11 protein-coding genes are annotated in these 13,599 nt (G+C 54.9%); all 11 read right to left on the reverse strand.

Going from position 1 to position 13,599, the window contains the following annotated elements:
- Position 1 precedes the first annotated feature (1 nt).
- On the reverse strand, positions 2 to 1,063 hold the full coding sequence (locus SV7mr_RS15595; protein ID WP_419187453.1) for a glycosyltransferase family 2 protein: 1,062 nt from the start codon (positions 1,061 to 1,063) through the stop codon (positions 2 to 4).
- Positions 1,060 to 2,097, reverse strand: a complete 1,038-nt coding sequence (locus SV7mr_RS15600) for a glycosyltransferase family 2 protein (RefSeq protein ID WP_145274061.1) — start codon at positions 2,095 to 2,097, stop codon at positions 1,060 to 1,062. Before SV7mr_RS15600 ends, SV7mr_RS15595 begins: the two co-directional genes overlap by 4 nt.
- A gap of 27 nt (positions 2,098 to 2,124) precedes the next feature.
- Complete coding sequence (locus SV7mr_RS15605; protein WP_145274064.1) at positions 2,125 to 3,327, reverse strand: STELLO glycosyltransferase family protein; 1,203 nt, start codon at positions 3,325 to 3,327, stop codon at positions 2,125 to 2,127.
- 83 nt (positions 3,328 to 3,410) lie between these two features.
- Positions 3,411 to 4,646: an ABC transporter ATP-binding protein gene (locus tag SV7mr_RS15610; RefSeq protein ID WP_145274067.1), complete on the reverse strand. Its 1,236-nt coding sequence runs from the start codon at positions 4,644 to 4,646 to the stop codon at positions 3,411 to 3,413.
- A 3-nt stretch (positions 4,647 to 4,649) separates the two neighbouring features.
- Positions 4,650 to 5,489: an ABC transporter permease gene (locus SV7mr_RS15615; protein ID WP_419187454.1), complete on the reverse strand. Its 840-nt coding sequence runs from the start codon at positions 5,487 to 5,489 to the stop codon at positions 4,650 to 4,652.
- Between the two features lie 34 nt (positions 5,490 to 5,523).
- Positions 5,524 to 6,615, reverse strand: coding sequence for a non-hydrolyzing UDP-N-acetylglucosamine 2-epimerase (gene wecB, locus SV7mr_RS15620; RefSeq protein ID WP_419187455.1), 1,092 nt, complete (start codon positions 6,613 to 6,615; stop codon positions 5,524 to 5,526).
- Positions 6,616 to 6,648: 33 nt separating this feature from the next.
- On the reverse strand, positions 6,649 to 9,204 hold the full coding sequence (locus tag SV7mr_RS15625) for an O-antigen ligase family protein (RefSeq protein ID WP_145274070.1): 2,556 nt from the start codon (positions 9,202 to 9,204) through the stop codon (positions 6,649 to 6,651).
- Between the two features lie 139 nt (positions 9,205 to 9,343).
- On the reverse strand, positions 9,344 to 10,348 hold the full coding sequence (locus SV7mr_RS15630; RefSeq protein ID WP_145274073.1) for a GDP-mannose 4,6-dehydratase: 1,005 nt from the start codon (positions 10,346 to 10,348) through the stop codon (positions 9,344 to 9,346).
- A gap of 2 nt (positions 10,349 to 10,350) precedes the next feature.
- Positions 10,351 to 11,928: a glycosyltransferase family 4 protein gene (locus SV7mr_RS15635; protein WP_145274076.1), complete on the reverse strand. Its 1,578-nt coding sequence runs from the start codon at positions 11,926 to 11,928 to the stop codon at positions 10,351 to 10,353.
- 60 nt (positions 11,929 to 11,988) lie between these two features.
- On the reverse strand, positions 11,989 to 12,975 hold the full coding sequence (locus SV7mr_RS15640; protein ID WP_473163694.1) for an NAD-dependent epimerase/dehydratase family protein: 987 nt from the start codon (positions 12,973 to 12,975) through the stop codon (positions 11,989 to 11,991).
- Between the two features lie 157 nt (positions 12,976 to 13,132).
- Positions 13,133 to 13,411 (reverse strand): hypothetical protein, encoded by a 279-nt coding sequence (locus SV7mr_RS15645; protein ID WP_145274082.1) that lies wholly within the window; start codon positions 13,409 to 13,411, stop codon positions 13,133 to 13,135.
- Between the last annotated feature and the right edge of the window lie 188 nt (positions 13,412 to 13,599).

A 13,599-nucleotide genomic window follows, 5' to 3' on the forward strand; every position in this document is an offset into this window, starting at 1 on the left:
TTCAATGCTTGCCTCCTTGCAAAGACTGAAGACCGCGTTTCCTGGGACGGACTAGACCACGGACTCGTTCGCGCCGAGATAAACGCAGCTTGTCGTCGGTGAATTCACGGACTTGTTTCCTGGCCACAGGGTTCAACCGGCCTGGTTGTGGCGGATGCCAAAGATGAACAAAGGGCACATAGCCGTGAAACCAACCATCTAACAATTGGCAGCGATCATAGAATTCGTAGTCCTCACCATTCCAGCCCCGAAACGTCTCGTCGTAACCACCGATTTGATCGAACGCATCGCGAGTGATGGCCAGGGTCCCGCCGGTCCAGTTCTGTTTGACCATCAGCGGATAAAACTGTGCCAGTTCCTGAAACGCATCTGCTTGCAAGAGCGTCCCGGTATCAAGTTGATTCAGATAGAACAAAAATCGCTGGGGATAGATCACCTGCTGACCGCGACTGATCAGGTGATCACAGATCACTTCAGCATACCGACTGGGAACCAGCACATCGGCGTCGTGCGGGACCAGGATTTTGCCGAGAGCAACCTGAGCGGCTTGGTTGATTGCATAGCATTTATTCCACTGATCGTCCGGTTGAGCGTCCAGAGCACTCCCCCCATCACCGACTCGCAGGTAACGCGTGTTGCCCGGCAACTGTTCAATGACCGTCTCGCGTCCCTGTTCGACGACAATGCATTCGACGTCCCCCGGCAACGCAGCAATCGACCGAATCACGGCCAGCAGTTGCGGCAAACGATCTTGCCCACGGAATGGAATGATAAACGAGATTGTGGGGGTATCTGAAAAACTGACACATGAACTGCTCTGAAAAGACCACTGCTTGAGTGCTTTTCGAAACAGGTATCGCCCTGCCCACGGGAATCGATCCGCGACACGAAGCGAACTCGTTTGGTCACTTTCGACCTGCATCGAAGATGGATTGACGCGACAAGTCACCGAATCCGTATGATTCCGTACCTGCCACCAAGCGTCAGCACGCATCAACAGCGGTAACCAGTGCGGTGCCTCACGGACGATTAGTCCAGCCAATGAACGCAAGTTAGATTTCACTTTCTGCCCAACAGAGTTGACTTGATCGGGGACAACGCCTTGCGAATCGGCAGTGCAAGATGCCAAAACACCTTGTTCCAATCACGAAGTTCGCGATCTGCCCAACCGGCACAGAACGTATGCCAAGCGTTGTGAAACGAGTGATCGGGGCGATAACGGATCTTTAGCAAGTGATCGCCCGCAATCGCACAGCGTTTGATCTGGCTGGTCACATCGTCGCGCTGCACCAATCGACGGATCGTTTTCCCATAATCGCGAATGATCTTTTCGCCACAGAGATCGCGCTGTTGATCATGCACTCGGCGCTGCGACAGGAACTCCGGAAGTTTCTGGACCGTCCCACACAACGCAATCCGGTACCAAAGATCCGTGTCGGCGGCATAGGGAACGGATTCATCCCATGCACCGCAGCGACTAAGCATGGCTCGCCTGAAAAAGGCGCTCGGCTGTGGAATCCAGGTCCGAAACGTTAACAGATTCTCCAACGAATAATCGCTCGTCGGTTGCCGGAGCAACTCGTTTCCGTCAGCGTCCACCTTGATGCAATCACCGTACAACAGATCACACTGCTGATGTTCGGCAAAGTGATTGGCAACCTGGTCAAACACTCCGGTCAGGTACAGGTCATCGCTACTTTGGATCCCCACCACATCGCCAGTGCAGCGTTGGAATCCTTGATTGACCGCGTCAACGACGCCCTTGTCTGGTTTGGAGGTCCACTTGATCTGGCGTTCATCATCAAACGAGTGCAGGACATCCACCGTTTCGTCTGTTGAACCACCATCGACAACATGGACCTCAAGCTTGGGGTACCCCTGTTCTAGGATCGATTGCAAACAGCGTTCAATGAACTGTCCTTGGTTAAAGCTGGGAACAACGATGCTGATCGCAGGCAGTCGATTCTCGGGAACGTTAGAATCCCGTTCGACCGTTTGCGCTCGATGCATCGTCGCCGCTGCATGCTTTGTCTGCTGTGTCTGTGCCGTCTGCTGTGTCTGTGCCGTCTGCATGTGTCTCAGCCCACCTCGTTTCATGAAGGAACAATTCTCGAAAGCCTCAAGTTAGAACGGCGTCACCGGTGGAGAGGCAACCGGATTTTCGGTGCCAATGGCGGGTGCAGTCGTACCGGGCGAATCGACACGAATCGTTGTTGCTTGAGTCTCGCTTTGCTGGCCGCGGTTCTTCGCAACGGGCGACTGCGTCCCCTGTAGCGCCGTGATGTCGTCAATCCATGCGTCCAAGTGCGTCAGTTCAGCGCTCGGGAAGATCTCAGCTTTGACCAAGGCTTCGTAACAACGCCTTAAGTTCTCGGTCACTGCATCGTTGCCGACATGAAGCTCCAATCCGTCTAGCAACTTGACAATCGACTCATTCTGCAAGTACCCAGAGATCTCATCTTCAAAATCATCCATCAGGCGATGGTCATTGCGTTCCTGCACAACCTCCGGAGCATGGAACAACACCCCGTAGCCCATGGCCCATAAACAGCGTTGGGCCACGAAACTGCGCCAGATGTCACACATTCGAAACGGGCAATGCACAGGCACGTACAGCAGCGGATAGGCTTCCGGCCACCACCAGGTGCTCTGGGTGTTAAACGGACTCCACTGTCCGGGCCGTAGCAACACGCTGGGATTGGATTCAAATTGAAATTCATCGCCGAATACCAACCGCCAAATCGCATCAACGTCCGGCGATCCGTTGACAAGCGATTGCTGCACGGGGCAGCAAAACACATAGTCATGGTCGTCCGCCAGAACGGCACTGGACGCGTCACTCGAATCGGATTCTGGATCATGGATCAAGGGCAGCGGCAAACCCCGTGGCCAGATGTTCGCCTGCGTGAAGTGTTGATAGGTATTGACCCAGTGAATGCCATTGGCTGGGCGACTGCGGACCAAACGCGGCCCAGCGACCACAAAATTACGCGGTCGCCAATGCGGCAAGGGACGGTTGTCGTCATCGGTTTCGTAAATACAACTAGCGTTATTTTCGATTGCCCGCAGGTAGCCGATGTTCTTTCGGCAATAATGACCGGTGGGCAGGCTCTCAGCCAATCGAAAGCCACTTTCCTGTTGGCTAGCAATCGAGAGAAACTCCAGCGACCGATCGTCAAAACCGCTGACGGAGCTTAGGTCGTAACCGCTGGGTCCTTTCACATCGCCCGCAATGACCAGGCGCATCCCGAATCGGGACGCAGAGGAGGCGAGTTTCAGGACGCAGCCGGTCGGCTCCTGGATGGTGGTGATCACACAATGCAACATTGGATTCCCCAGTGGTTTCGACTACCGCTTGAACAAGAACGAATACATCAACTTGGCTGCCGCCCCGATCAAAGCGATCACAATCAGAGCCATTGATACTGCCCCAGGACTAAATCATTTTGCAGATGGAAACGATTCAGCTCTGACGCCGCCACATTGGCAACTCGAAAGCCGCAGATACCAGCGAGGTGTTCTCGCACATCGTTGCCAACTGTCAACAAAGACGCATCCAGCGAATAGGAACCAGCGATCAGGAACCGTTCGTTGACCTGCATACGAATGACGTGTTGATCACCTCGGCGTTCCATCTGATCCACCAAACAAGATGCCGAAAACACATGCTGCCGGAACTGATTGCACACCGTGACGAAGAGTCTGTCAGTGGGATTTGCGTCTGTAGAACGAACCGCAATCTCGATCTCAAAGGGCTGGTCATCAAGCACAGTGGAACGTGACTCGCCTTGCTGTTCAATCACAAGACGCGAGAACAGCGCGGGCTCATGTGCCGGGTCCGCCACATACAGGCCATCGCGATGGCCCGAGGGAAAGGAAGCAGCATACTGCTCGATGGCTTCCGCCACCGGTACAACGCCCGTGGTCCGCCCCTTATTCAACACCATGCCCTGTTCACACAAATGGGACACAGATGACATGTTATGACTGACAAACAGAACGGTGCGACCACTCTTGGCCTCCTGGTGCATTTTGCCCAGACACTTCTGTTGAAACTGTTGATCGCCGACCGCCAGAACTTCATCCACAATCAGGATGTCCGGTTCCAAGTGGGCCGCGACCGCAAAACCTAATCGAACTCGCATGCCGCTGCTGTACCGTTTGACCGGCGTATCCAAGAACTGTTCCACACCCGAAAAATCAACGATCGCATCAAATTGCCGATTCACTTCGGAGCGAGTCATGCCCAGAATCGTCCCGTTAAGGTAAACGTTCTCGCGGCCCGTCAATTCAGGGTGAAATCCAGTGCCGACCTCCAGCAAGCTAGCGATCCGTCCGTGTACTTCGACGGTTCCCTTGCTGGGCAACGTGATTCGACTAAGAATCTTTAAGAGCGTGCTTTTCCCACCGCCATTGGGACCGATCACCGCCAGCGTCTCGCCCTGCTTGACCTGCAATGTAAGGTCCTTTAACGCCCACAACGTGCGCTGACTCTCTGCGGCCAGGGGGGCAATTCGGCCCCGCCCCAACGCCATCGACGCGAGCGAGCGATAGGCCTGCCGCCCGACTTCACGCAGGGTGTTCGCATGGGTCACGCCAAGCTGATAGCACTTGGAGAGCCCGTCGATCTGAACGCTGGTTGTCACCGTTTAGATGATGTCAGCAAATTGGTCTTGAGCGTGTCGAAAGTAAATCAAGCCACCCATCAAGACGACCAGCATCCCCAGACAGGAGATCCCCATCATCATCCAATTGGGCTCGGCAGCCCCAGCCAGACACCAGCGAAATCCACTGATCGCGCCCACCATCGGGTTCAGACAATAGAGCGCACGAAATCGCTCCGGCACCATTTCCACTGAATAGATGATCGGACAGAGGTACATCCAGGTTTGCAACAGAAAGGGCACCAGCATGCCAACATCGCGAAAACGAACGTTCAGTGCGGCTAACCAAATCCCCACTGCAAACGTTGTCAGCAGCGTGTAGGCAACAAAAAACGGCAACGCCAGGATCGCTCCGCCGGGCCAGTAACCGTAGATCGCCATCACCCCCAACAGTACCACCATATGAATCATCAATTCAACGCCGGCAACCACCAGTGCTGACAAGGGTAACACCAGACGGGGAAAGAACACCTTGGAAAGCAATGGACCGCCGGCAACGACGCTCGCACTGACCTTGGTCAACGACGCCGAAAAATACAGCCAGGGGATCAGGGCCGTGAAGACGAACACCGGATAGGGCACCGGACTGGTATCGACACGAATGAAGACACTAAAGATGACGGTGTAGATCAATGTCGTCAGCAGTGGCGTGATCACCGCCCAGCCGACACCAAAGATCGACTGCCGAAACCGAGATTGAATGTCTCGGCGAGCCAACTGAACCAGCAGATCGCGGTAATACCAGACTTCCATCAGGTTCGGCAAACTACCGAAACTTGATGGACGAATGGTCACTCGACGTTGTTGTTGAACTGAATCGCTCAAAGGTTTCTCAATTCAATCGGCAACCGCAGCGTCTTCAAGCTGCAGCAACCGATTGCCCTAACAGACAAGCCGCAATTCGCTCGGCTGCCTTCCCGTCCCATAAACTTGGACACTGTTTCTGTGGTGGTGTGTTTTGCAGTTCACTCCACGCCGCCAGCAAGTTGTCGCGGCCAGGTTGCACCAAGCGATTGGTGCCCTGTGAAATCGTAATCGGGCGTTCCGTGTTGGGACGAACCGTCAAACAGGGAACTCCCAGGTACGTTGTCTCTTCCTGGACGCCGCCAGAATCAGTGATCACTGCCCCAGCATGCTGCATCAGCGACATAAAGTCAAAGTATCCCTGAGGATCAATCAATCGGACCTCGGCAGGGATCGCAAACCCTTTGCTTTCCAGACGCTGTCGGGTGCGGGGATGCACGGGAAACACAACCCGTTGGTCTTGTGAAATCTGCCCTAACGCCTCAACCAATTGCCCAAGCATCTCTGGGTCATCAACATTACTCGGACGATGTAACGTCGCCAGCACATACTGACCAGGCTGCAACCCGAGTTGCTGATGAATGTCAGCGCGTTCAATCTGTGGCAGAGCGTGAACGAGTGAATCGATCATCACGTTCCCCACGCAGAAAACGCGATCCTTGGGAACACCTTCATCAAACAGGTTTTGGTCTGCATCCGGCGACGGCGTCAACAACCGATCAGCGATGGCATCGGTCACTTTTCGATTGATCTCTTCTGGCATCGTGTTGTCTCGTGACCGCAGTCCAGCCTCGACATGCGCAATCGGCACTCCCAGTTTGGCCGCAACCAGAGAACAGGCGACGGTGGAATTCACATCGCCCACCACGACCAACCAATCCGGCTGATGCTTTAGCAGAACGGGCTCAAAGGCTAACATGATGCGCGCCGTCTGTTCCGCGTGCGAGCCACCGGAGATTCCGAGATACTCGTCCGGTTTCGGCAAGCCAAGGTCGCGGAAGAACACATCGGACATGCGCTGATCAAAATGCTGCCCTGTGTGCACCAACAATTGTTGGCCATCCGGATCGGCGGCTGCCAGAGCTCGAATGATCGGAGCAATCTTCATGAAGTTCGGCCGAGCGCCGACGACGGACAAAATGTTCACAGCGGATCACGGGGCAGGGGCAAGTCAACAAAATCAAAGCAATCCATTGGCCGCCGCGGTGGGACTGGACGCCGGTCGTTTGGCTTGTTTCAAAGGTTGACTATCGGTGTCGGTCAAGGAAATTCGATGTCGCTTCGCTTCTTCTTCCACGCGGCGGATCATCGATGGTTTCAACATCGAAACGCGCGACCAGCATGACGTGGCGACCAGGCTATCGCTGTGCCTTGCTGCTGTTAAACCAATGTGAAACAGTGTCTCTGGACTATTGCAATGCAGCCGTGCGGATTGCCATAACGCCAAGGTCGTGTGGCCAGGCGACTGATGAGCAAACTCCAACGCGACCATCCAGCGGCGAGCATCTACCGAAAGCGGTCGATAACGCAACAATTGCTGATTGCTACGCAGTGCCCTGCGATACGATTCGGCAGCTTGCGAATAGGGATCAGGAGCACGCAACATGACCAGCGAACGGTTCGCGTCACTGACCGTCTCACGAAGGTGTTCCTGCGAGATTCGCCAGCATAACCGGCGATTCACCGGACGAGTGGCAAACAACAATTGTCTGCGTTGCACATCGGGACGCTGAGCGAAATCCATGGACTCTAATTCCTGGAAACGCCCTAACTGAAACTGTAACGCAACCAGTTCGGTCAATAATTCGGGGTGGGGGTGATTTGCGGCCAACTCAGAGAGGCCGCGTTCGCGTTCGACCAACCAATCCAAGGAATAATCGCCCGCGGCCAGCTGCTGCCGCAATAAACGAGTCTCGGTCATCGCGCGACTGTCTCGGCCGAGCTGCAACAGTGCTGGCAAGGTCAACAGCAACGCCGCGCAGGCGATTCCCAGCGGGACCGTTTTGACACGGGACGATGTTCGCTGGCCCCAATCCCAGCCGCCTTTGGCTCGGTCGATGGTTGCTTGTGATGCACCAAACGCGCGTCCACGCTGTTCGGTGTTTCGATCCATCGTTTCAATCAAACCCGCCAAAAATGCTCGACCAACCAAAGCGGACAAAATGATCGTGAACGCCAACGCATTGGAGGGAACCAACAACCCGAAATCCAACGCCTGGCTGATGGCCATGATGGGAATCAAAATCACCGCCGTGACCGACATGCCCTGGTCGAACAGATAGCTTGATCGAGAGAGCCGGATCGCAGAAAACAGCAACAGTCCAAACAGGCAAGCAATCCCTAAAGCGCCGACCAAACCGGCCTCGCAGAGCACCTCCAACCAAAGATTATCCGCATGCACACACCAGCGCCAGGGACTTGAACGCTGAAACGGAAGATACGCGTAACCATAACTCCCCAGCCCACTGCCAAAGGGAAAGTAGTGCATTGCCGCTCGAAAGCCGTCCGGCCAGTGCAAGTAACGGTCATCGTTGGTCAATGATTCCCAACGCTGCTGCCAAATACTTTCCGTTGGCGTCTCGGCTTGATTGACACGCGGCTGAGTGATCAACACAAACGAGGTCACAAAGATCGAAACGGCAACGGTTTTCCAGTATCGCCGCAGGAAGGTGCCTTTGCATAACAATGTAAACACCACGACTGAGATCACACCGCAGAGAATCCCGGCCCGTGACCCACAAAACAGCAGCCCTAGTAAACTGGCCAGGCAACCACCGACCGCAATCAGTGTCACTGGATTTAACAAGTAGCTCAGATCACTGACTTCAAACGTTCTCGGTAGATCGACTTCTTCCGATGCCCACTCGGCTCGGATCTTGAGCGTTTGCCAGCGCAGAATCCCGGCCGAACAAGCCAGCCCCAACAGCATGCCTAACGCTGCGTTATTGCGATTGAGAAAGGTCCCAAAGGGCGCGCCCTCGCCGCCTTGCAAAAAGCTAAAAAAGCCCATCTCAGGAACAAGCATTCGCAGCAAACCGATGCACGCGATGGTCGCACCACCCAATGCCAACCCCAACCAGGCGAATACAAATCGCTCGCGTTTGGCCAGCAGTAACGGTACGGTCAATGCCAACAGTGCTAAAACCATCAAGCACGCAGTGACGTGCTGCCCGGCAACGGGCGCGATCGATGCTGTGATTCGCGAGGAATCGCCCATCGCTTCAATGACCGGTTCCGGCTGCTGTAAGTGCTCGCTGCCAGCTGCCATCGCCTCGGCCGCCCAGTTCATCTGAACCGCATGGCCGGCGGGACTCAAGACATGCACCCAATCGGCATCCAGTGGAATCGTTTGCACGAAGCCCAATAATGCAAAGCTACTGATCAAACCGCAAACGGCATACGATCGTCGCGGCAACTTCGCCGCCCATGTTTTGCTGTTCCCCAACCAGATGGCCAACAAAGCGATAGCGCAACAAAGGCTGACCACCAGGGCTGTAACATGTTGAGTCCAAGCCAGGACCCCACCAAAGTCCAACGCAACCAGGGCAGGCAGCAAGCCGATCAGCGCCGTGGCCCCCCATGACAGTCGTTCCGACCACCGCTGCCAACCAACTTCCTGATCATTCGACCACTGCTGATAGACATCCCCCCTAGGCGGTGATGGCAGTTCCACTGACCGTGAAGGACGGTCCAATCCAGCGACTGGATCGACGTCTTGCTTAGTCGTCAATGACATTTGAATGGTGTTGCATCACGTCAGTTCGAACGCCAGGTTTGCGCGCACGCATCGTTGCGCCGTCAACAGGTTTAACATTCGAATCATTAAAGGTGCATTTGGTTTACTTGGCCGCTGTCCATCCAACGGCTAGCCCAAACTACTCGACGGCGGAACCCGCCGCGTTGGCCTGCAAGGCCTCAAGATCATGACAGACCATCGTGGCAGCAATGTCCGGCGTCTTGGTCGTCGCCGTCCAATCCAATGTTTGCGCCGCTTTGCTCGCGTCGCCAACCAACCGAAACCCTTCGCTTGGTCGCATGTAACGCGGGTCCTGGACCACATATTGTCGCCAATCAAGATCGACAGCCTGAAACGCCGCCGAAAGGAAATCTTCAACGCTGTAATCCGTCCCCGTTGCAATCACATAATCATCGGGTTGTGGTTGCTGTAACATGCGCCACATCGCCTCGACGTATTCTGGCGCATAACCCCAGTCCCGCCGACCATCAAGCGATCCCAACGACAACTTGTCCTGATGCCCCAACGCGATCGCAGCCGCAGCACGCGTGATCTTGCGGGTAACAAATGATTCACCACGGCGAGGTGATTCATGGTTGTAACAAATGGCGTTGCAGGCAAAGAAATCAAACGAATCGCGATACAACGCAATCATCTGAGTCGCAAAGCATTTGGCCACACCGTACGGCGTAACGGGTTTGTAAGGCGTCTGTTCGTTCTGCGGTGCGTCCTTGGGGCGTCCAAAAATCTCACTGCTACTGATATGCAAAACCTTGGGCCGCTGCGGCAGATCTCGCAAAATCTCCAAGATCCGCAACGTTCCCATCGCTGTAAACTCACAGGTCGTTTCAGGGATCTCAAAACTGGCTCCGACATGGCTTTGCCCAGCCAAATGATAAAGCTCGTCGGGCGCGGTTTTGAGCATGATCCGCCGAATCGTGGTCATGTCACCCAAGTCCGCATAGTGCAGAAAAAACCGCTTCTCGTAGATGTCTTTCCGATGAAACAGCTGATCCAATCGCCCTCTGGCGGTGATGCTGCTGCGGCGCACAATCCCATGCACCACATAACCCTTCGCCAATAACAGTTCTGCTAAATAAGAACCGTCCTGTCCTGTAATACCGGTGATTAACGCCGTGGGCATGCTTATCTGTTGTCTAACGATGTGGGGTTTTGATCAATTGATGCGTTCGGCAAGCCAGTGTAACCGGGAACAGAGCTACGGGGCGTGGAACATGCCGTCGCGGGTCGCTCTTCGCTGGTTGGCTGTGATTCTGAAATCGGCGGTGGCTCTGAAACCGGCTGCGCATCGTCAACACGAAGCGTGGACACAGCCGCCGATGCGTGTCCCTGACCCGATTTGTCTGCCGCCGGCGAGACCACGGATTCGAACTGCGCCCGCACGGGTCGACGCGACCGACGTGGGATCGGACCGGTCTCCAGAGACTCAGCAGTCTCCAGCCACTCTTCAGCGGCTAATTGTTCCAGATGATCGCCAAACCGTCCAGTGATGACGGTTCGATCGTAGCGACGAATGGCTAGTCGACGTGCCCGCTGACAACGAGCTTGATACTGCAATGGATTGCTGCGAAATTCACTCTCAGCTGCTGCAACGGTGTTCGCGATCCGCATGGGGTCTGCCGAATCCAAGCACCAACCGAGGTCATTGTCGCCAATGGTGCGTTGCAATTCAGTCTCTCGCGGTCCGATGGCTAACAGCGGGCGACCTGCGGCCAAGATTCCATACAGCTTGCTTGGCGACAAACAACCGGCAATGTTTGGATGCATCGACGCGACATGCAGGTCCGCTGCTGACAGACTCTCTGCCAACATCTCGCGAGGCTGATAGTCCATCAGTTCAATGCGGCCCAAGGGAGCACCACACTGGTTGATCAGTGTTCGCAGTTTTGATTTCGCCGCCCCGCTACCGATCAGTATTAGCTTTGCGTCGTCAGGCCAGTTGATGTCACAAGCGGCGCGAACCAGGCGATCGAGCTGCTGAGTCAGTCCCATATTCCCAGAGTGCATGACGACAAACTGATCATTGGCCGCGATGCTTTGGCGAAACGGATTGTCTGCATGATCGATCGGACGAATGGCCGCGCAATCTGCCCAGTTCGGAATCACATGCAGGCGACTGCGAGCGATTCCCCACGGCTTGGCCGCCAAACGCTCTCGCATACAGCCGCCGACCACAAACAGACGATCCGCAGCTTCATAAACGGCTCTTAGCTTGCTTCGCAGCAAACCAGCAACGCCAGGGATCCGACACTTGCCAACCGCCTGAGCAACATCGGGATAGAGATCTTGCAAGGAAACACAATGCTTTGCCTGAACCCGCTGGGCATAACGTTTTCCGACCAAGGGCAGAAAAAATGGGTCGGTCTGACTCACCACGACATCGGGTTGCAATCGAGCCTGTTTCAGATAACGCTCCACCGCCCAAGAGAACGAGAGCAAGTTCACTAATCTTCCGGCCGGAAATCGCTTATTGAAACGAGTATGTGAGAGGCGATGAATCGTCACGCCGAGATGTTTCTCGATTCCGCTTTGGACAAACTGCTGCTCAGCATGATAGCGGTTTGGCTGGCCGCAGATCACGTGCACGTCGAAGCGCCGTGACAGGTCTCGACAGAGATCCGTCAGCAGCTGCCCCGTTGCTTCCATGTCGGGCCAATAAGAACGATTCAGGATGACAAGGGTGGCTTTCTGTTTATTCACCATACGTCTCCGCAGAACGGGGACACGCCGTCAAGTGACGCCACACCAGGTTGACCGTCACGCTTAAGGCAGCGGGATGCTTTCTGACCAAGGCTGATTCTCGAGATACCACTGCACACTGCGATCGAGTCCCTCGGCCAAATCGACTTCCGGATTCCAACCGAGCAGGTCACGGGCTTTGGTAATGTCGGCGCTGGTTTCCATCAAGTCCGCTTTGTGAAACGGTTGACGGTTGATGATTGCTTTCTTGTTCAAACGCTGTTCCAGCATTTCAATCATCGTGTTCAGAGAGACCGGGGTTCCACCACCACCAAGGTTGATGATCTCGTAGCCCAGCGGTTTGACCGCCAGAATGGTTCCCCGGGCAATATCGTCCACGTAAGTGAAGTCGCGAGACTGCGTCCCATCTCCATACAGCTCAATCGGCGTCCCTTCATCAATCCAGCGAATGAACCGAAACACCGACATGTCCGGCCGACCAGCTGGACCATAGACGGTAAAGTACCGACAGATGGAAACATCAATCTTGTGAATATTGTGAAAGCTGTACGACATCACCTCCGCACCCTTTTTACTGGCCGCGTAAGGCGAGATCGGCGTGTTGACAGGCAGGTCCTCGCGAAACGGCATGGGTTGACCAGCGTACAATGACGACGTCGACGCGAGCACTAGCTTAGAACAACCCGTGCGCTGCATTTCCTGCAACAGATTCAAATTGCCTAGTGAATTGGTGGTTTCGTAAACCACAGGATTCTCGATGCTGTAACGCACTCCCGCCCGAGCGGCCAGATTGAGCACGGCATCGAAGGAAGACTGATCAAACAGCGTCCGCAACTGGGCCGCGTTTTCAATGTCCAGCTCTTGGAACTCAAATGAGTTACCCCCCAGTTGCTCCAGGCGGTGCCGTTTCAACCGTGGATCATAATAATCATTCAAATTGTCAATTCCGACAACTTGATGACCTTGGTCCAATAGCTGCTGGCAAACCTGGGACGCAATGAAACCTGCGGCTCCGGTGACCAAGTATCGCTTTGCTGTGTCCATCTTTATTGGGGCAATGATTTCAAAGGCGTGATGGGAATCCAATCCATTCAGCAAACCATCGCCTAGCTCTTTGATTGCAGCTGTTGTTTAGCAATGAAAAATGACGCGAGCACGCTGAGTCGGGCACATTGTAGTCAAATCACCATCGGTGACTACGCAGACATCACGAATTGCTTGGCATGCTTGCCCCGGGCTGCGTCACCCAGTCACGGTACAGTGTTGACAGCTTGCTCTGTGACATGGATTCAATGGCAACAACACTGTGGCAATGCGCCAGTTTAGCGCGGACTTCGTCCACTTGGGTGACAGGCTGCTTGCCCTCACCACCATGCTTGGTGTGTTTGTGTTCCAAACCGCCAGACTTGTTGTCCCGCGAAAGACGGGAAGCAAGCGGTGACTTTGAGACGTTTTCCGGTGAGTCATTCCGGGCTAGTGAGGACATCGCCATCCATCTTGCCGAGGCGTTAAAGTGGCGACGCCGCATGAGTAGACACCGACATGCAAGTCGGTTCGTTGTGGCGACAATACCAGCTGCTTTGCTGGTCCCGATTGTGACGGTTATAAGAGACCAACACTCAGCCGCGCTGAATGATCGGTTCCTAAAAGGCTCCAGCAAGCGCCATCGCGGGG

Origin of the sequence: Stieleria bergensis, assembly GCA_007745635.1 — a bacterium.
GTDB classification, from domain to species: domain Bacteria; phylum Planctomycetota; class Planctomycetia; order Pirellulales; family Pirellulaceae; genus Stieleria; species Stieleria bergensis.